The organism is Pinibacter aurantiacus (genome assembly GCF_019130065.1).
Lineage (GTDB): Bacteria > Bacteroidota > Bacteroidia > Chitinophagales > Chitinophagaceae > Pinibacter > Pinibacter aurantiacus.
Window position 1 is genome coordinate 116,715 of record NZ_JAHSPG010000017.1, and the last position, 21,750, is coordinate 138,464.

Genomic DNA, 21,750 nt, shown 5'->3' on the forward strand with positions numbered 1-21,750 from the left:
TAAAAAGCGGCTAAGGTTGTTCGTTGCGAATCACGATTTCTTTTCCCTTTCTCTCCAGCTGCATGTTGATAGCAGCACTGATTGAAGCGAGCAATATCGTATCATTTTCGGTGGAAACAGCACCTGATATGGTTTTATTGTACACCTCATCGTCTTCCACTTTCACTTTAAAACCATAATTATCTTCAAGCATTGTGATCACCTCTCTCATTGGTGTTTTGTCGAATTCAAGCCTGTTGTTTTTCCAGGCGCTAATTTTATCCGGCACTACCTTTTGGTTCAGCAGTATTTTTTTTGAAGCAGAGAACGTTACTACGTCCCCCGGTGCCAGCACTATTTTGGAACGTTCATTGTCTTTCAAATCGAGCTGCACTTTACCATTGTTAAGCGCCACAGTCGTTATCTGGTGCCTGTTGTCTACGTTAAAGGATGTTCCCAAAACCTGTACGTTTAACTGGTCCGTGTGTACAATGAACCTGCTGCTCTCCTTTGTAACTTCAAAGCCGTTGACGTGATTAACCTCAAAGAATGCCTCGCCATCCAGCCATACTTCACGTGGCTTTCCAGTGTTCCATTTGTTAGAATAACGTAGTGTCGAGTTTGCATTCAATGTAACTATGGAATGATCGGGCAACTCAACTTTTTTCATCTCTGCGTATCTTGTTGTCACTGTTACATCGCGATTGATGCTCCACCAATACCCCGCTCCTGCTGTAACGATCACCACGGCTGCTGCTGCATATTTCCACCATTTGTTCATTCCTACTACTTTAGCAGGTTGTTTGCCCGCCATTGCAATAACATTGTCCCACACCCTGGACTGAGCGCCAGCCGCTGATTGTATGGCCGATGGTTGTATGGTGCCAAGCAAAACTTTTGCTTCCTCTGAAAACGATTTCAATTGCTGATGTTCCTCCATTGCGTTCTCCCAGGCCCGCGCATGGGCATTTTGTTCGCCGTGCACCCAGGCGAGAAAATCATCATCGAGCAAAATATCTTCTACAGTATAATTCCGGTATTGCTTCATACGTTTCAAAGGAGTAATTGTTATAAAGACGGTTAGAGTTGTTTTTTTACCCCACTGGTTCACAACTTTTTTAAAATATTTTTTTTCAAAACAAAAAAGAAGCCTGCAAAGCCCAAAGAATAATGGCGGCCCCTGCCTTGTAAATGACCCTCAAAGCCTCTATGGACCTGGCCATTAGCTTATAGGTGGCTTTAGGTGAAAGATCGAGGATTGAAGAAATTTCCTGGTAAGAAAAATTTTCATAGAACCTTAAATAAATGGCTTCCCGTTGTCTTGCTGTGAGTTGTTCCATTGCTTTCTGCAATTTTTGCTGCAGCAGCATTGCCTGTTCTTTTTCCATTACCGTGTCATCTACTGCCAGTGTAAATTCAAAGGGAGAATCGTTGGCGCTCAATCTTTTTTCTGCACGAAGTTTGTCGATCAGCAGATTTTTAAACGAACGGAATAAATAGTTTTTGACAGATACAGGCAGTGTGAGCTTGTGGCGGGTATTGATGAACTTTATAAACAGGTCCTGGATGGCATCTTCTACAAATACTGCATCGGCGCAGTATCGGAAGCCATAGGCATATAGTTGATCGAAGTAAAGCTGGTAAAGCTTTTCCAGACCACTATCATCGCCCTTTAAAAATGCAGCCCACATCTCCTGCGGCTGTTCCATGCCAGAGTCGTTCATTAGATTCTCAACAGTTAGCAAATGAAGATAGCATATAGTTGGTTTATATCAAAAAAGCACTGGTGGTGAGCCAGCGCTTTTGAAACAATTAATAATTAATAATTAAAAATTAATAGGTGCTGCATCCGAAAGAGAAATCAAGTGGTTTTATTTTTAAACAGTCAGTAATACGATATTCGGAAGAAAGGCGGCCCTGTTAATTATTAATTATTAATTGTTAATTTTCTCTTAGTGTTTCATTCAATAGCGTCTTCAACGCTGCCTCCGACGGCCTTGGCGCATCTACAGTCACAATCTTTCCTTCTTTGTCAAACACCATAAAACGTGGAATGCCGTTGATGTCGTAGAATTTTGCGATGTCGCTCCAGCCCGCGGCAAATAGCTGCGTGCCGCCCAGTTGCTGCGTTTGCACGAAGGTTTTCCATTTTTCTTTGTCTTTCAGTTCATCTACGGAAATGCTTACAAACACGACATTCTTGTCCTTCATTTCTTCCTCCAATGTTTTTAAGAATGGCAATTCTTTTTTGCATGGGCCGCACCATGTGGCCCAAACATCGATCAGTACTACCTTTCCTTTGAGATCATTCATGCTCACTTTGTTGCCGTTAATATCTTCATAAGAAAAATTGTAAGAAGCACTTCCTTTCTTAAAGTTGTTCATCGCCTTCATGGTATTGAAATACGCAGCTTTCATTGAATCGGTTACCAGGTATTTTTTTAAAGGATCAATAGTGCTTGTAAACTCTTCGTAAGACTTGAAACGACTCATGTTGTTGGCTACATACGCTCCTTTCAAAGTGTCATTGCCAAACAGGTTCGCTGCCCATTCGGTGCGGTTTGCCGGAGCAGGTGCATTCCTGTCACCCATGAGTGTGCAGAAGGTTGAGTAGTTTCCCATGTACTCAACTGTTTCCCCCAGTTGCAAAACAGAAGCAGAAGTGTATTTCGGACTTTTTATAATCTGAGCGTAAAAATCGGGATACTCTGCTTTTGTGGGATGCGTAGAATGTGGTACCAGCAAGTAATGCATGGCATCAAGCTCCACATCCATGTCAACCGCCATCTTCATCAGTGCGTTGAATTTTTTATTGGGCGTGGTGATTTTTTGATTGAACTTTTTTGCCTCGGGTAAAAAAACATTCAGATTTTTAAAATACTCCTGGTATTCCATGTTGATCTTTGTAAACTGAAATGCAGGGCGGGCAATAACAGAGGACGCTGCGGCCCAATCTGCCAGCAGTTTGTTTTCCTGCGAGCCGGTTATCATTTTGTAACCCTCGTCATTTATTTCGACTGACAAAGCATCTCCGCTTTTTACATAGATCCTCACGGGATTGTTGCCTTTGCCTTCTGCTATATAGTAAAAACCTTCCTCCGGATTGGAGAGTGCGAAAGCGAAATCCTTGTCCTTGCCGGGTTTTGCGGTGGCAATGGGAATGCGTTTGCCTTCATGCACTTTCATCAGCATCATGTCGGCAGTATAATTCTTTTGAAAGGAGCCGGTCAGTAAAAACAATTTCGCGGGTGGTACGGTTGCGAGTACGGTTGTGTAGCAAGCTGCCATCAGCAGCAATAAAGCAGAGCATTTCTTCATTATAAAGCTTTTATAGTTTATGACATTCGTATAGACGAGTGAACGGTGCTGTTTTACCCCATGACGGGTTTTGTTTTTTTTAGCTGAACGCCGAACGCTTAACGCCGAACGCCGTTTGGGTGTATCAGGCATTAAGCGTTTGGTGTTTGGCCTTAAGCGTGCATTAAAGCAAACTTTCCTTATTTTGTGGCCTTCTATAAGATTAAATATGACTATAAAGCATTTCATTGCCGCATCTTTTGTATGCAGCTCTTTTCTAACGACCTATGCCCAAAACGCTGTTACGCTGCAGGACTACCAGCGTGCAGAAAGTTTTCTGGGTTATAATACTCACAAATATCTTGACCGTACTTTCTCCTCTCCCAACTGGATATCCGGCGATCGCTTCTGGTATCGTACGCTTACTCCGAAGGGAAGTGAATTTGTGCTTGTTGATCCGGTTAAAAAAACAAAAACGCCTGCCTTTGATGCCGTACGACTTGCATCATCGCTATCTTCCGTGGCTCCTATTGGAGTGTTTCCAGATGCTTTACCGTTCAACTATTTCACCTATTCTGATGACAACCGCTTTGTTACTTTCTATGCTTTCAGACAGCAATGGAAAGTGAATCTTCAAGACTACAGCATTGTAAAGGCGGAAAGTAACTCCAATAAGGGCAATGCAAGCGCAAACGAAGCTCCGGAAGTAGTTTCGCCCGATGGTAGCAAAGCTGCCTACATTAAAGACTGGAACCTTTGGATGCGCGATACCAAAACCGGCAAAGAAACACAACTCACGCAGGACGGCGTCGAAGATTTTGGGTACGCCACTGACAATGCAGGCTGGAAGCATAGTGATGAAGCGATTCTCCTGTGGTCACCCGATTCAAAAAAAATTGCAACCTTCAAACAAGATCAACGACAGGTTGGTGAAATGTATCTTGTCACTACAAATGTCGGGCACCCCAAAATGGAGCAATGGAAGTACCCGCTGCCTGGTGACGAGCATATTCCGATGATCACGCGAGTGATTATTGAAGTAAGCAATCCAAAAGTTATTACGCTGAAAGTCGCAGCAGATCCGCATCGTGCTACACTAAGCGATGATATTTCAAGCAGTGGTACTTTTGATGATGTGAACTGGAGCGATGACGGCAACTGGCTGGCATTTGTTTCTACTTCCCGCGATCATAAAAATGAAAAATTCCGCATTGCCAATGCCAACACCGGCGATGTGCGTGAAGTGTTCGAAGAAAATGTTACTACGCAATATCAATCCGGCTGGGGAACCATTAACTGGAAATTTTTGCCCAAAACCAATGAACTCATTTGGTTTTCTGAAAGAGATAATTGGGGGCATTTATATTTATACGATGTTGCCACTGGTAAAATGAAAAATCAAATTACCAAAGGCAATTTTATGGTAAGCGATATACTGAAAGTGGATGAGAAAAGTCGTTCTATTTATTTCTACGCCCGTGGTTTAGAAAAAGAAAACCCTTACTACAGGCAGCTATATAAAGTTGGTTTTGACGGCAAAGGAATGACGCTGCTTACACCAGCAGAAGGTTATCACACCGTGTTCTTTTCCGCTTCCGGAAAATATATCGTTGATACTTATTCCAAACTTGATGTGCCTCCTGTTACGGTTTTACTTGATCAAAACGGCAAGCAAATAATAGAAGTGGAACGCACAGATGTATCACGTTTGAAGGATGCGATTGGCTGGAAGGCGCCAACTCCAATAACCGTTAAGGCAAATGACGGCGTAACTGATTTGTATGGCTTGCTGTTTACACCAACACATTTAGATCCCTCCAAAAAATATCCTGTTATTGACTACGTGTATCCCGGCCCGCAGGGAGGAAGCATGAATGGCACCTGGGATTTTAGCTCTGCCCGTGGCGATAACCAGGCATTGGCCGAATTGGGATTTTGTGTATTGGTATTGGAAGGGTCCGGCAATCCTTTGCGCAGCAAGAGTTTCCAGGATATGTATTTTCCTGATCTAAGCATCAACACACTGCCCGACCAGGTGAGCGGCATTCGCCAACTCGCTCAGCGTTATTCATATTTCGATACTACACGCATTGGCATATGGGGGCATTCCGGTGGCGGCTTTGCAACTGCCACAGCCATGTTCAGGTATCCTGATTTCTTTAAAGTGGGTATCAGCGAGAGTGGCAATCACGACAATCGCAATTATGAAGATGACTGGGGCGAGCGCTACATTGGCTTACTTAAAAAAAATGCAGATGGAAGTGATAACTACACCGCACAAGCGGACCAGCTCAATGCTAAAACATTAAAAGGGAAATTGTTGCTGGCGCATGGCATGATGGATGACAACGTTCCTCCATACAACACCATGCTGGTGATAGATGCGTTAGAAAAAGCAGGTAAAGATTTTGACCTGGTTGTATTTCCGCATGCACATCACGGCTACGGTGAAAATTCATATTACATGATGCGTCGCCGTTGGGATTATTTTGTAACGAATCTTTTGGGTGCCGAACATCCTAAAGAGTATAAGTTGCAGGTGACTGGTGATAGACGTGTGATGTAGGGGGAATGCTTAATGCCTAATGCCTAACGCGGAACGCCAAACGCCTGATACACCTGAAGTGCGTTGGGCGTTTGGCATTCAGCGTTAGGCTTCTTCGCTCGCAACCATGACGACCATCGCACTGAGAATTAAAGGTGCACGTCATTGCGAGACCGTTAGAGCGTGATAATTTGACAACAAAAGTGTGTGGCACTACAGAGACCGGGCGAAGCAATCTCAGCAGTCTGCCGGAGATTGCTTCGCCCCGCACCTTGAGGCAGTATCTCTGCTTATGAATGCAAGCTGTATGTTTTGCCGGGTCTCGCAATGACGTGTAGCTTTAAGAGGCCGATTCATCGTCGCCGACATTACTACAATGGTCGCTAGTAAACGATGTTTCCTTTTATAAATTTCCCTACACAACAATCCGTGTAAATCAGTCTCATCTGTGTCATCCGTGTGCCCCTCATTTTGTTGTAACAACTATCACCGCACTCGGCAAACCTTCCGCACTTGCCTTTACTGTTATTGTTCCGGACTTCGTGTTTGCTTTTACGATTGCCAATGCATATCCACTGTAGGCCGCTCTTTCTTTTGACGCGAATGAAACAAGATTCGCAGGATCGCCGTTATCGGTGGCAACAATTTCACCCGCACCGGATACTTCAAACTTAATGCTGTTGCTGGCTTCAGGCACCACTACTCCATTCTCGTCTACAACGGAAACAGTGATGAACGAAAGATCCTTGCCATTTGCATTCAGGTTCTTTCTGTCTGCGGTCAACACAAGCTTGTAAGCAGCACCTGCGGTTTTTACTTCATCAATCGCCCACTGTTTGCCTTTCTTATAAGTGATTACTTTTAATGTTCCCGGTTCATACACCACATCATCCCAACGGAAACGATACTCATATTGTCCTCTCTTTTTTCTACCCAACGATTTGCCGTTCAGAAATAATTCAGCTTCGTCACCTGATGAATACACGTGAACAGGTGTTACTTTACCTATGCGATCGGGCCATGTCCAATGTGGCAGAATATGCGCCATTGCCAGCTCAGGGCGCCAGCGTGCCTGGTAGAGATAAAATCTGTCTTTCTTAAAACCCGCTAAATCTATGATGCCGGAATATGAACTGCGCGCAGAATAATAAGGCGTTGGTTCGCCAATGTAATCCCAGCCCGACCAAACAAATTCACCCGCCACGTAAGGATTATGATCTTGTGCGTAAAACACTTTATCGGGCGATGCGCCAAAAGCTGCAGTGTACAAATCGTATGCACTCACTGCTTTATTTACAGGATCGCCACCTGTGGAATCGCTCACGGGGGCACTGATGCCATCCATCACGGGAAATATATAAGTGCCGCGTGTGCTAAGCGCAGAGGCCGTTTCGCTGCTAACGATCATTTTTTCCGGGAACTGTTTTTGAAATGCCGGATACAAAGGTGATGTGCGTATGCCTTTCAAATGGCTATAAGCCGGCGCGTCGCGAATGCCTTCTCCCTGGTAGTTTAAACTAAGGATGTCAACCTGTTTTGGAAATGGCATATCTGGCTTTGCATAGTTCATGGATGCCGTTGCGGGGCGTGTGCTGTCTTCATCTCTCACAATATCGTGTAATTGTTTGGCTAAGGCTGCACCTTCATCGCTGGTGTATTGTTCGCCCACTTCATTGCCAAAGCTCCATGCCATAACAGAAGGGTGATTGCGATCTCTTCTGATGAATGAACGGATATCTGCTTCATGCCAATCACTGAAAATCAAATGAAAATCGAGTGGTGTTTTTCCTCTTTCCCAGCAATCAAATACTTCATCAATTACGAGAAAGCCCATGCGATCGGTGAGTTCAAGCAACTCCGGTGCGGGAGGATTGTGAGCAAGACGAATGGCGTTGCAACCCATGTCACGCAACATTTCCAGTTGTCGTTCAGCTGCGCGCACATTGAATGCTGCACCCAATGCACCAAGGTCATGGTGCTGGTTTACACCCTGTATACGTAGCGGCAGGCCATTTACCGATAAACCTTTTAGGGGATCAAATTGCAAAGAACGAATACCGAAATGTGTTTCATACTCATCAATAATTTTTCCATTTTTATAAATTCGCGTTACTGCCGTGTACATGCTGCGATCCTTTACTGGTAAAGGTTGCCAGAGTTTTGGATTTTTTAGTGAAACAGATTTTTCTATCGTTTGCTTCTCTCCCGCTTTTACAGTTATGTCTGTTGATTGAAAGGAAGCGATTGCATTTCCTGTCTTTACAAAAGCGTTGTTCAGTGCGTAGATGTCAGTTGACACTTTCAAGTTTTGTTCGGTTGCTGAAGTATTTGCCACGCAAACGGAAAGATCAACAGTTGCTGCGTTTGCTGAAATGTTTTTTGTGCGAACAAAAGTACCCCACTGTGCTACGTGTACTGGATCAACCTTGGTGAGCCACAAGTTGCGATACAGACCGGCACCGGGATACCAGCGTGAAGAGTTCGCAGGATTGTCCAGGCGGATTGCTATTTGATTTTCTCCCGATTTTATATAAGGTGTAAGATCAAGTCGAAATGAATTATAACCGTAAGGCCAGCCACCAACGAGCTTTCCGTTGAGCCACACCATTGCATACGACATGGCGCCGTCGATGTCAAGGTAAATAGATTTATTAAGGTCGTTTGAAGAGACATTTAGTTTTCTTCGATACCACGCAACACCCTGTATTGGCAGGCGTCCCATGCCGCCGCCCACAATTGCATTCTCTTCTTTGTAAAAAGGTTTGTCGATGGCCCAGTCATGCGGAAGAGTTACGCTTAGCCATTGTGCGTCGTTAAAATTATTTTGAACAAAAGGAAAATCTTTTCCGGGATCACCTTGTGGGCGTTGATGATGTTTTGACGGATCTTTGATGAAATCATTTGCCGTGGGCAGTATCCACGCTTTCAATGCATCCTTCGAAGTGACTGCCATTCCTGATTCCGAGGCCCTCGTATCAGCAACTTTGTTGTCGTTCTTATCCGTAACAACAGGGCGTTCGTCGTATATTAATTTGTCTGGTTCTGTATCATAACGCATGAACTTCCAGCCATTGTTTAGGCTGATACGTTGCCTGGTTTGAGCGTTTGAAACAACTGAAAGTATTGCCAGTAATAGGCAAACAGCAATACGCAAGAATCGTTGATTGATGAACATAGGCAGAGTGTGTTGTGCCGACGTTACAAAATTCAGCGAGGATGCATTATTCCGGTGTTTGAAACCGATACAAGAAGGTTGTTTGTCATCCCGAGGAACGAGGGATCTGAGTATCGCACAAACCGGTTGGTCGTGTTCCTCCCAGATCCCTCGTTCCTCGGGATGACAAACAACTCGCGTTGATTTATTTGCTCTCCGCTGCGATAACGTCGTTGTATTTCAAATTAAGTGTATTCACTACACCTAAAATCTATTTTCAGCCAAATATATGCAACCGATTGCAATGATTCCGATTTTTTATATTTTTGAAGCTAACAATGGGTAATTTCACTCAAAGCCAATTCATTAGAATGAAAAGACTTGCCAACACGATTGCTTTTGCTTTACTGTGCTACCTGGGTACGAACGCTCAGGTTAAGCTGCCTCAACTGATCAAAGACAGCATGGTGCTGCAACGGGATGCGAAGATTAAAATATGGGGTTGGGCATCGCCGAATGAAAAGATCAACATCACTTTCAATAAGAAAAAGTCTGGTGTTAAAGCAGATGCCGCTGGTAATTGGTCGCTGCTCCTGCCGCCGATGAAAGCGGGTGGGCCTTACACGATGAACATTGATGCGAGCAATCATCTTACACTCAACAACATTTTGATTGGTGATGTGTGGCTCTGCTCCGGTCAATCGAACATGGTGCACCAGATGAGCTTGCACAGTGTGTTATATGCCAATGAAATTACGACTTCAAACTATCCTGAAATAAGACAGTTTTTGGTGCCTTCTGTTACAAACTTAGTAGCTCCGCAAAAGGATTTTTCTGATGCGCACTGGAAGTCTGCGAATCCTACTGACGTGCTGCAGTTTTCTGCTGTCGCTTATTTCTTCGCTAAAAAATTATACGATAAATATCATGTACCTATCGGATTGATCAATGCAAGCTGGGGCGGCACTCCTATTGAAGCATGGATCAGCGAAGATGGTTTTAAGGAATTCCCTTCTATCCTTTCAACGCTCGCGAAAAATAAAGACACTGCCTACGTGAATGAAACAAACAGAAATGTAAAAACCAAAGTCGCCACGCTCTCTGAAGATAAAGGACTTGAGGGCTCAGTGAAATGGTTTGATCCCGCGTATGAACCAAAGGGTTGGCGAACGATCAATATTCCTGGTTACTGGGAGGATCAGGGTGTGAAAAATCTGGATGGCATTGTTTGGTACAGAAAAGAAATTGATGTGCCCGCTTCTATGGTGGGCAAAGCTGCGAAAGTTTTTCTGGGCAGAATTGTAGATGCAGATGTTTTGTATATCAACGGCAAACAGGTTGGTAGCACGGGTTACATGTATCCGCAACGGCGGTATGCTGTGCCAGCAGATGTTTTGAAGCCAGGCAAAAATTTGTTCGTAATAAAGGTGACGAACAATTCTGACAAGGGCGGTTTTGTTCCTGATAAGCCTTATCAACTGATTGCGGGCAATGATACAATTGATCTTAAAGGTTACTGGCAATACAAAGTGGGACAAGTGTTTTTGCCAACCAAAGGCCTTGGTGGAGGCATTGCATTGCATTACCAACCTGCTGCTTTGTTCAATGCGATGATCGCTCCTGCTATTGGTTATGCCGTTAAAGGATTTGTGTGGTACCAGGGGGAAGCAAACTCCGGCAATGCAGCGCAGTACGCGAAGTTGCTACCTTCCATGATCAATGATTGGAGAACAAAATGGAACAATCCCAACGCTCCTTTTTTGTATGTGCAGTTGCCGGGATTTATGGACATGAATTACCTGCCGTCTGAAAGTCAATGGGCCGCATTTCGTGATAGGCAACGCAATTCATTGTCTGTGCCGAACACTGCAATGGCAGTTACGATTGATCTTGGCGAATGGAACGATATTCACCCGGATAGAAAGAAAGAAGTTGGCGACAGACTTGCACTGGCCGCGGAGAAAATTGCTTACGGTGAAAACATCATTTATTCAGGACCGCTATATCAGTCGTCTCGTGTTGATGGTAATAAGATGATTATTTCTTTCACCAGTATAGGAAGCGGCTTAACTACCAATGATGGTGAGGCTTTGCAAGAGTTTGCCATTGCGGGCGCAGATAAAAAGTTTGTGTGGGCAAATGCAAAAATTGAAGGTGACAAGATCATCGTCTGGAGTGATAATGTGAGTGAACCCAAATACGTTCGCTATGCATGGGCCGATAATCCGGTGAATCCGAATTTGTATAACAAGGAAGGCTTGCCGGCGTCGCCGTTTGAGGGAGGGGTTGAATAACGGAATAACGGAATAACTGAATAACTGAGTAACTGAATAACGGAATAACTGAATAACTGAGTAACTGAATAACTGAATGACCGAGTAACTGGATAACTGAGTAACTGAAGGTCGAATAGCTGAGTAAAAGCCGCATCGTCATTGCGAGACCTGCGGAGGATGAGTGGATGAGTTATTTAGGCAAAGTCAAACAATCAACAAGCGGTCGAAGCAATCTCCGCGCACTTTGCGAGTTTGCTTCGCCACGCTTGCCTATATGCAAGTACCCCGTAAACATACAGGCGCGCCAAGTGTGCTGTGGCTCGCAATGACGATGCGGGCTTTCCGTCAATAATTCAATAATTCAATAATTCAATAATTCAATGATTCAATTATTCAGTTACTTCCCGCTGGCTTAATGATTTTATAATTCCCGCTCAAATGCATTATGCTGAATAAATACAACAGTCCATCATAATAAGGATCGAAATAACCATCCTCGTAAGGTTCCAGTTTTGCGTTCCACAGTGCATGAACAAAATCGAAGTTTTTATCTTGCCCCATGTAAGACGCGGCTGCAGATGTAGCAACAAGTCCCAGTGAGTGCCGTAGTTTTTTAATGCCACCTGCGGGAAGAATAAACTCAGGGGCCGATCCATCGATGTTAAACTGATCATCAAACTTATCAATGCCTTTTGATCGCAAGAAACTTTGAAAACGCTTTGCATAATCCTGTTGCCACTCTTTGTCTTTTCCAAACCATACATAGTCCATTGTGATGTTCATCGGCACGCGCCATGAATCAAAGCGAAATGCCGGCGGCATCCATGGTGTGGAATGCGCTTCTCCGCTAAATTCAGTGTAGTCGTAATTCAATGCGGTAGCTGCTTTGCAGGCTCTGTGCAGGAAGGCCCTCGAGGTATCTGCACAGTCTTTATAAAATTGTTCGTGGCCATCTTTCGCATACATTGCCCATATTTCAAAAAAGGCAGGCAAATGATAAGAAGGATCTGTCCACCCATAATTTTTCTCCTCCGGTGTGAAGGTGATTTGTTTGTAAGTTGTGTTGAGTATATTATAAATGCCGCCCGTTCCATCTTTGCTCCACATGGCATCCAGAATGATTCTTGCTTCGTGATAGTAGTCGATGCCAGTATTGTTGCCCCAGCGATTGGCCGCAAACAACAGATCGGTTACAAAATACAATTCACCATCAGAAGCCGTTCCGTCAGAATTTTTCTTGAGTGTTTTAGGCTCAATGCTCCATGCAAAATAGCCTTGTCGCGGACCGTCCTGGTGTTGCAAATATTTTTTTGTCCAGCGCCAGATGCGATCGAAAACATCTTTTTTATTCAATTGCACCGCTATCATCATGCCGTATGAAAGTCCCTCTGTACGTGCATCGTGGTTCTTTACATCGGATACATAGGCCATTGAATCGCCTACTTCAAAATAAACTTTGTCGGGCCCCTCAAAAACATCATGGTATGCTTTCGCAAGTTTGCTGTCAATGTCTGTTTGATTATACCCTGCTTGCTTAAAAAGGTTGGGATATGTGCCTGTGTAAAATGCGTCGGTTGTTGCTTTGTTTGATTTCTTTGCTTTTTGTTTTTGGGCAATTAATGTGTGGGTAAAACAAAACATAGATAGTGCACACAAAAGAACCGCATATTTTTTCATGATGGCTTCGTTTATTGAAGAACGTTTTAATCGATGATGTTATCACTGTTAAATTAATACGCAGAATGTTTAAATCAAAAGTCCTGCAGATTATTCTGAAGCAACCGGATCAATAATTACGTCTGTCATTCTTTATGATATCATCAAGATCGTGAACGGGACGCTCAATATCGTAAGGAATCGGTAGTTGACTGAACCGCTGGAAATACAGCAGGCATGCATCTTTCCATAAAATGGCATTGCGGCACTGAAGGCGTAAATTTTGTTGCACTGACTTGAAGCGAACGCTGTCGACATAAGATTGCGCTTTGTCCCAGGTCTTTTGAAACGAGCGAACCTGCTGCACACCACTATCATATCGATAGCATAATTCGTCCCACAAAATGCGGCCATCTTTCATGTTGTAGTTCCACGGTAAGTGATGGAACCAAAGCAATAAATTTTCAGGGCAAGTTTTCGGATCATTCAGCTGTGATGCGAGCGGTTCGTGGTATTGGCCAACTGCATCGCTGCCTGTTGTTGTGCGATTGAAACCAATGCCATCTTTTGATGCCCTGTGATAATATGGTGGCGTCCAGTCTGCTCTCGTTCCTTCTGGTGCCCACCAAGGCTGCGGGCCGTAATGTTCGTTGGCTGCCATGATATGATGCAAACCAAGCGGCGTCATGTAGTTCACGGCTGCTTCTCTACTGTCGAGCATCATTTGTTTAACTGGCGAAAGAAAATTGCTTGTCCACTCTGTTGCATAACTTGTTGCACTTGTTTCATTGGAAGTTGCATTGTAAAATGTAAGCTTGAGCCATTCATCTGCAATCTGCGCGCTTTTAAAATTCACGTTCCATGCAAGGCGTCCGAATGCGTACCAGTTTGCCTGCGCAAAATCATTGCCGCACCAGTTTGCATCCAGGCCAATATTAGCGACCCCTGCAATGGCGGTATATGTTTGATTGTAGATACTGCCATCTGTGCAGCGTGCGACGGTACTACCCTCGCCTTGTTGGTAGGTGTCGCTTTGCAAACATTCTTCCCACATGGGCGATAGGAAAACGAGGTGAATGGAATGTCCGAGGTATTCCTGTGTTATTTGAAACTCGGGCATCACGGATGTTTTCTTCATGGCACCAAACAAAGCGCTGAATGGTTCCCGCGGTTGAAAATCGATGGGGCCATTTTTTACCTGTATGATCACGTTGTCGCTAAACTTTCCATCGAGTGGCATAAACTCGTTATAGGCTTGCTTTGCACGGTCCTTGTCATTTGGGCTATACACAAATGCGCGCCACATAACAATGCCGCCATAAGGTTTCAATGCATCGGCCAGCATGTTGGCTCCGTCCGCATGTGTGCGCCCAAAGTCTTGCGGGCCGGGCTGTCCCTCGCTGCTCGCTTTCACAAGTAAGCCGCCAAAATCAGGAATGATGCTGTATATTTCTTTCACCTTATTCTTCCACCATGCGATCACTTCTGCATCCAGTGGATCTGATGTTTTCAATTTGCCTAACAAAGCAGGAGACGAAAATTTTACGGAGAGATAAACTTTTATACCATAAGGTCGCAATACTTCGGCGATGGCTTTTACACGATTGAGATAGTCTGCGGACAATATCAGTGGCGATGCATTCACATTGTTCAATACCGTTCCGTTGATACCAACAGATGCATTGGCCCGTGCGTACTCCTGCCATAATTTTTTGTCTTGTTCCGTAACAACCAGCGCATCATTGCTGCGCCAAAAAATAGAATTGCCAGCATATCCGCGTTCCACTGAACCATCGGGATTGTCCCAATGATTTAGGATGCGAATTTCATAAGATGGATTTTCTACTTCACCGGTGATGGCTTCCTGCAATTGTTGCCTACGCAACAATTCATATGCTCCGTATAAAATGCCTTTGTCTGTATTCGCCTCGACAGCGTTTTCGCTTAGCTTAAAGCCGTCGGATTTTATTGTTTTATCTTTTTTAATGGACAAAGTACAAGAGGCATCAGCCTTGCCTTGCCAACCATCTTTCAGCTCCCGGATGGCGATAGACAATGTGGGTGATTTTTTGGTGCAAATAACCGTCACTGATTTTGATGCCTTATTTTGCAGCCAAAGTGAATGTCCGTCCTGTGCACGAAGTGTCAAAGTGGCAAGAAAAAACACGCAGGAGAATAGAGATTTCATATGATGCAATTTAGGTAATAGTTGAGAATTGAGAGTTGAGAGTTGAGAGTTAATAGCTGTGTAAAAACTATTTCAATATAGGGTTCCAACATCTCTCCATTCTCAACTCTCAACCTCCACTAATTTCAATTAATTCCTTCGGTTAATCCTTAATTAACTGCTCTGTTAAGAACAGAACACTATTTTCGCTGCATTCACTTTTAAATGCTGATATGAAAAAACTGCAAGTCCTTTTAATGCTCGTTACGATTGTAAACTTCTCTTTCGCAAACACTGCTCCTAAAAAACAACTCCCGGATGATGTCCTTAAAAAACTGAATGGGTACAATGTGACATGGAACACACTTAGTACCACGGGCTCAATGGAGTCGATGCCTTTGGGCAATGGTGATATTACTGCCAATGTTTGGGTGGAAAAAGATGGAAACCTGATGTTGTATATCGGAAAATCTGACACGTGGAGCGAGGCAACTCGCTTACTAAAAGTGGGAAGAATAAGAGTGAAAATGTCGCCGAATCCTTTTACAACGGACACAAATTTTGAACAGACACTAAATCTGTATAAAGGTGAAATTGAAATTTTCGCTGGTAAAAAAGGAAACAGGGTGAAGCTTAAAATATGGATCGACGCCAATCAGCCGGTGGTTCGCATCGAGACTACTTCCGACAAAAATATTTCAGTAAGCTGCACAACAGAGTTGATGCGTCCGCAGCCGTTTACCCTTGCGTCACCAGATGATCCTATTGCTTCGAGTTTCAGGGGATTATTGGGCAGTCCTGTAAAACCTTCAGAAAGTGCAGATGTGCTGGTGAAAAAATCTGATAGAATCGAATGGTACCATCGCAATGAAACTTCTTTCTTCGACACGATATTGGCGAAGCAGAACGTTTCATCCCTGATTGGAAAATATGCTGATCCGTACTTGCATCGGACCTTCGGTGCAGTCATAAAGGGAAATGGAATGCAACCTCAAAACGACAGTACGTTAACGTCCATTAAGCAAGGAAAGAATTTTGTGATCGCCATTTATCCTTATACTGCACAAACGCAAACGATCAAGGATTGGGATGCGCAACTTGAACAACTCGTTTCCAACATTGACAGAGAAAATATTCAAACAATGCTCGACAATCACCACGCGTGGTGGGATGCATTCTGGAACAGAAGCTGGATATTTCTTAGCGGAGATGAAGACGCTACGAAAGTTACAAGGGCTTATTTGTTGCAACGTTTTATGATGGCGTGCCAAAGTCGTGGCGCGTATCCCGCGAAATTCAACGGTGGCAATTTTACATTTGACTACAAAGGAAAAAACGGCGACTACCGCAATTGGGGACCGGGTTATTGGTATCAAAACACGCGCCTGTTCTATTGGCCGCTGACAGCGTCGGGAGATTTTGATTTGAAAAAACCATGGTTTGATATGTACATGAAAATGTTGCCGCTACAAACCGACATCACCAAAGCGTACTACGGACATGGTGGTGCATTTTTTCCGGAAACGTATAATTTCTTTGGCATGTATATCCAGGATGATTGGGGATGGAATAATCCGGGAAAGGCTTCTGATACAAGATGGATTCGCTATCATTATTCTGGCGCTTTGGAAATGCTTTCTGAAATGCTGGACTATTACGATTACACAAAGGACGCAACATTTGCGCAACAATACATTGTGCCTTTTGCTACGCAGGCAATACGGTTCTTTGACCAGCATTGGCCGCGCATCAATCAAAGTTTGCGTTTTATTCCTGCAAACGCTACTGAACAATTTTGGGACTGCCTGAATCCGGTGGATTATATCGCAGGATTGAAATACACGATCACAAAGCTTGATTCTTTGCCCGCCAATTTTGTATCTCACGAATTGAGAAATGAATGGAACAATTGTCTTGCATCTCTTCCTGCGATACCAATGACGCACGACAAAAAGAAAATTCTGCCAGCTGAAGAATATGGTAAAGGTCGCAATTTTGAGAACCCTGAATGCTATGTCATCTTTCCATTTAAACTGTATGGACTTGGACATCCCGATCTCGATGTAGCACTGAATACTTTCAACGACCGCATTTTTAAGCAATCTAACTGCTGGACACAAGATGTAATACAGGCGCCACTTTTGGGGCTTGCTGATGAAACGAAAGCGTATTTGATGAAGAACGTAAGCTCGCTTGAAAAAGATGTGCGCTTTCCGGCGTTCTGGAAACCCGGCAGTGATTATGTTCCCGATTTTGATAATGGCGGAGCTTTGGCTATCGGCTTACAAAACATGTTGTTGCAAAATGTAAATCAACAGATACTCGCGTTGCCAGCGCTTCCAAAATCATGGAATGTAGATTGCAAGCTGCATGCATTTGACAATACAACTGTTCGTATTGTAAGCGAAGGGGAAACTATTGCAACGATGGAAGTGGTGCCAGCTGCGAGGAAGAAAGATGTTATTCTGAAAATGCCGGCGAAATAGTATCAATTTGAAAATTTGAAGATTTGAAAATTTGAAAATGCTTTCAGTGCAGGTTTCATTATTAGTTCTGAACATTTTGCATTGCGAGAATGAATGAATTTAATTTGAGAAACGAACAGCTCCATTTTCAAATTCTCAAATCTTCAAATTTTCAAATTAGAAGGAAATATCCCATTGTAGGCGAAACCGCCACTCATCTGCAGGAATGTTTCCGGTTTTATCGTAGTTGAAATAACTTGTTTCTGCAGTTAACTTATTCTTGTGGCCATTGAAGAACCAGTTGAATGCGAGTGAGTTTTCTCTTTTTTTTGTTTGGTCCTGTTCGCTATTGGGGAAATAGCCAGCATTGCGAAATGCCATTTCCAACGGCTTGGGCCACCAGTCAAAAACTTCATGAAAAAAATAACCGGCTTGTACATAATAGCCACGCAGGTTGTCGGTGTAGTCGTTGTTGAATTTGTCAATGATCTGCTTCCAATGGATCTCGTTTTGCCAGCTAAAACCTTTGTACATAAATGCTGTTTCAATATTTGCCTGGTTCACTCTGTACTGCCCCGGTTGCCCGTTTTCATATCCTTCCAACGAGCCACCCCCTGCTTGTGAAAAACGGGTGTAGGGGCTCTGATTGGTGACGCCATTAATGGCAAGTACCCCTGCAGGCTTTTCATGAATCTCAAGATCACTTCCCTCAAAATCAAGATAACGTCCCATGAAGTTCCACTGCAATCTTCCAAAGTACATCAGATGGCTGTCATCATTTGCGGTGTTGCCTCGACCAGTACCAGTAAAAACCCCCGCCCAGTAGTTGAAATCAGCCAATCCTTTGCCTTTCAAGTGTCCATAAAATTCAGCCCCTTGTTGCCTGTCAAGTGTAAAAGCACGGTTGATCACAGATCGGTCAACCATTTGTTGTTCACCGCTGCTTATTCTCCTTTCGCGGCTGTATTCTACTTTAAATTGCCCGATCTGAAACCTCAGCCATTCCCACTTTTCAATGGCAATAGTAAAGTTTAGCAAGTTTGATTGGCTTAACTCGTATTCCCAATAATATTTTATCCAGGGCTTAAATGCATGACCGCCAACTTTTAAACGTGCCCTGTTAATTTTAAATGAAGGTTTCTTTTCTCCACTAAAATCATCAAAAGTTACAGGGTCCTGATCCTCAGGAGTTGCAAAACGAAATTGCAAACGGCCTTGTATTTGTAATTGAAATTTGCCATCTGCGGTGTTGAATTCAAAGCCTTTATCGCCATATTTTATTGAAACGGCTTTGCTGCTATCCGTCAAAAGTTTTTGAGCAACTGTGTAATTGTGTAGTAAAATGAATACAAAAAATGATAGTAGGATTTTGTTCATTGCCTGCATAGGTTGGTCGGGTTGTAATACACTAAATACAAGGAGATTGTTGAGTAATTTGAAAATTTGAAGATTTGAAAATTTGAGAATGCTTTCTGTGCTGCATTCAAAGTAGAACGCAGATTTTCATGATTGTCATGATTTAAATGATTCTTTGATTTGAGATTTAATAGACTTAATCAGATTTCAAATCATCAAGAATCATGACAATCATGAAAATCTGCGTTCCCTATTCCCAATCCTCAAATTTTCAAATTGCCGAACACATCCCCTGCCTTAGATGTTATTACGCAGATGCAACCATCATTTTCAAATTCTCAAATCTTCAAATTTTCAAATTGATATAGTTTTTGGCTATCTGAATATAGAATCAATTGATTTTGACTATATGCTCAAAACCATACTTTTACAATCTCGTACAATGTGCGACGCTCAATCATAAGTTATTTAATACCATAAAATTCTACTAATGGAAAAGGAAACAAACGACATCAGTAAATGCCCATTTCACAATGGCAGTTTGAAGAACAGCACTGGCGGTGGTGGCACACGCAATCGGGATTGGTGGCCCAATCAGTTAAGATTGAACATACTTCGTCAGCACTCGTCGTTATCAAATCCAATGGCTAACGATTTCAATTATGCCGAAGAATTTAAAACGCTTGACCTTGAAGCGGTAAAGAAAGATTTGCATGCCCTCATGACTGATTCGCAGGATTGGTGGCCGGCAGATTTTGGTCACTACGGAGGCCTTTTTATTCGCATGGCATGGCACAGCGCCGGAACTTATCGCGTACAGGATGGCCGCGGTGGTGCGGGTGCAGGTCAGCAACGTTTTGCGCCGCTCAACAGCTGGCCCGATAACGTTAGCCTGGATAAAGCCCGCAGATTGCTTTGGCCGATCAAGCAGAAATATGGTCGCAAAATTTCATGGGCAGATCTAATGATTCTTGCGGGCAACATTGCTTTGGAATCAATGGGTTTCAAAACGTTCGGTTTTGCAGGCGGTCGTGAAGATGCGTGGGAAGCAGATGAATCTGTGTACTGGGGTTCCGAAACGACATGGCTCGGAGGAGACATCCGTTATGCGCACGGCTCGCCGGGTGTGGTGGAAGGACATGGTGTAACTGTTTCCGATGATAATGCGGATGGAGATATTCATTCACGCAATCTGGAAAATCCATTAGCGGCGGTGCAAATGGGCCTGATATATGTAAATCCGGAAGGACCTGATGGTAACCCCGATCCTATTGCAGCGGCAAAAGATATCCGTGATACATTTGGTCGCATGGCCATGAATGATGAAGAAACAGTGGCGCTGATAGCAGGTGGTCACAGTTTTGGGAAAACGCATGGTGCTGCTCCTGCAACGCACGTGGGCAAAGAGCCTGAGGCGGTTGATGTGCATATGCAGGGATTTGGCTGGAGCAATAGTTTTGGTTCCGGCAAAGGTGCAGATACCATTACAAGTGGTCTTGAAGTAATATGGACAAAAACGCCGACACAATGGAGCAATAACTTCTTCGAGAACTTGTTTGGCTTTGAATGGGAACTTACAAAGAGTCCGGGCGGCGCACATCAATGGGTGGCGAAGGATGCAGAGGCGTTTATTCCCGATGCATACGATGGTTCAAAAAAACATTTGCCAAGAATGCTTACAACTGATCTGTCGTTGAGATTTGATCCGGTGTATGAAAAAATATCAAGACGTTTTCTGGAAAATCCTGATGCATTTGCAGATGCTTTCGCACGTGCATGGTTCAAGCTGACACATCGTGATATGGGCCCTCGTGCCCGTTACCTGGGTGCTGATGTTCCTGCAGAAGAGTTGTTGTGGCAGGACCCTATTCCTGCTGTTGATCACGCATTGGTAGATGAAAAAGATATTGCTGATTTGAAAGGAAAAATTTTAGCATCAGGACTGACAGTATCTGAATTGGTTTCTACAGCATGGGCCTCGGCTTCTACCTTCCGCGGCTCGGACAAACGTGGTGGTGCTAACGGTGCACGCATTCGTTTGGCGCCGCAAAAATATTGGAAGGTAAACAACCCTTCACAGTTGCAAAAAGTGCTGGATGCTTTGGCAAAAATTCAGGCAGATTTTAATGGTGCACAATCAGGCGGTAAAAAAATCTCCATTGCAGATGTGATTGTGCTTGGAGGTTGTGCAGCTATTGAGAAGGCAGCGAAAGATGCGGGACATAATGTTACCGTGCCTTTTACTGCTGGTCGCATGGATGCATCGCAGGACAAAACAGATGTTGAGTCTGTCGGTTTCCTCGAACCAATTGCAGATGGGTTCCGCAATTATCGCAAAGGAAGATTTCCTGCAACAACAGAATCTCTGCTGATTGACAAAGCAAACTTGCTTACGCTCACTGCGCCGGAATTAACAGCATTGCTGGGCGGCTTGCGTGTGCTCGATACAAATTTTGATGGTTCAAAAGATGGTGTGTTTACCAAACGTCCGGGTCAGCTTACCAATGATTTCTTTGTAAATCTGCTGGATATGAACACGGCATGGAAAGCAGTTTCAGCAGATAAAGAATTGTTTGAAGGCAGCGACCGTGGTTCAGGTGAAGTGAAATGGACCGCAACACGCGCAGATCTTGTATTCGGCTCCCACGCTGAATTGAGAGCTCTTGCGGAAGTGTATGGAAGTGCTGATGGAAGTGACAAATTTGTGAATGATTTTGTTGCCGCATGGAGCAAGGTGATGAATTTGGATAAGTTTTAGTGAGTGGAGAATTGAGAGTTGAGAGTTGAGAGTTGTTGCGTTCTATGATGATTTCTGCAATAAAATAACTCTCAACTCTCAACTTTCAATTCTCCAC

At 43.8% G+C, this 21,750-nt stretch carries 11 protein-coding genes; 4 read left to right on the forward strand and 7 right to left on the reverse strand.

The window, feature by feature from the left end:
• Positions 1-10 precede the first annotated feature (10 nt).
• From KTO63_RS23640 to KTO63_RS23650, 3 genes are all read right to left on the reverse strand, one after another.
• Positions 11-1,027 (reverse strand): FecR family protein, encoded by a 1,017-nt coding sequence (locus KTO63_RS23640; RefSeq protein WP_232373314.1) that lies wholly within the window; start codon positions 1,025-1,027, stop codon positions 11-13.
• 85 nt (positions 1,028-1,112) lie between these two features.
• Positions 1,113-1,703 (reverse strand): RNA polymerase sigma factor, encoded by a 591-nt coding sequence (locus tag KTO63_RS23645; RefSeq protein WP_217794445.1) that lies wholly within the window; start codon positions 1,701-1,703, stop codon positions 1,113-1,115.
• Positions 1,704-1,920: 217 nt separating this feature from the next.
• On the reverse strand, positions 1,921-3,297 hold the full coding sequence (locus KTO63_RS23650) for a redoxin family protein (RefSeq protein ID WP_217794446.1): 1,377 nt from the start codon (positions 3,295-3,297) through the stop codon (positions 1,921-1,923).
• A 208-nt stretch (positions 3,298-3,505) separates the two neighbouring features.
• Between KTO63_RS23650 and KTO63_RS23655 the strand changes: the two genes are divergently transcribed.
• Positions 3,506-5,842, forward strand: a complete 2,337-nt coding sequence (locus tag KTO63_RS23655) for a S9 family peptidase (protein WP_217794447.1) — start codon at positions 3,506-3,508, stop codon at positions 5,840-5,842.
• Between the two features lie 445 nt (positions 5,843-6,287).
• On the opposite strand, the gene galB is transcribed toward KTO63_RS23655, so the two are convergent.
• Positions 6,288-8,996, reverse strand: coding sequence for a beta-galactosidase GalB (gene galB, locus KTO63_RS23660; protein WP_217794448.1), 2,709 nt, complete (start codon positions 8,994-8,996; stop codon positions 6,288-6,290).
• 350 nt (positions 8,997-9,346) lie between these two features.
• On the opposite strand from galB, the gene KTO63_RS23665 reads away from it, so the two are divergent.
• Positions 9,347-11,269 carry a sialate O-acetylesterase gene (locus tag KTO63_RS23665; protein ID WP_217794449.1) on the forward strand — a complete coding sequence of 641 codons (1,923 nt, stop codon included), beginning with the start codon at positions 9,347-9,349 and terminating at the stop codon, positions 11,267-11,269.
• Positions 11,270-11,644: 375 nt separating this feature from the next.
• On the opposite strand, the gene KTO63_RS23670 is transcribed toward KTO63_RS23665, so the two are convergent.
• Positions 11,645-12,928, reverse strand: coding sequence for a glycosyl hydrolase family 8 (locus KTO63_RS23670; RefSeq protein WP_217794450.1), 1,284 nt, complete (start codon positions 12,926-12,928; stop codon positions 11,645-11,647).
• Positions 12,929-13,037: 109 nt separating this feature from the next.
• Positions 13,038-15,095 (reverse strand): alpha-glucuronidase, encoded by a 2,058-nt coding sequence (locus KTO63_RS23675; RefSeq protein ID WP_217794451.1) that lies wholly within the window; start codon positions 15,093-15,095, stop codon positions 13,038-13,040.
• 212 nt (positions 15,096-15,307) lie between these two features.
• Between KTO63_RS23675 and KTO63_RS23680 the strand changes: the two genes are divergently transcribed.
• On the forward strand, positions 15,308-17,560 hold the full coding sequence (locus KTO63_RS23680; protein ID WP_217794452.1) for a DUF5703 domain-containing protein: 2,253 nt from the start codon (positions 15,308-15,310) through the stop codon (positions 17,558-17,560).
• A gap of 156 nt (positions 17,561-17,716) precedes the next feature.
• Here the strand turns inward: KTO63_RS23680 and KTO63_RS23685 are convergent, their stop codons facing one another.
• A complete protein-coding gene (locus KTO63_RS23685; RefSeq protein WP_217794453.1) occupies positions 17,717-18,916 on the reverse strand; it encodes an OprO/OprP family phosphate-selective porin in 1,200 nt (399 codons plus the stop codon).
• Between the two features lie 469 nt (positions 18,917-19,385).
• Between KTO63_RS23685 and katG the strand changes: the two genes are divergently transcribed.
• Positions 19,386-21,653, forward strand: coding sequence for a catalase/peroxidase HPI (gene katG / locus KTO63_RS23690; RefSeq protein WP_217794454.1), 2,268 nt, complete (start codon positions 19,386-19,388; stop codon positions 21,651-21,653).
• Positions 21,654-21,750 lie beyond the last annotated feature (97 nt).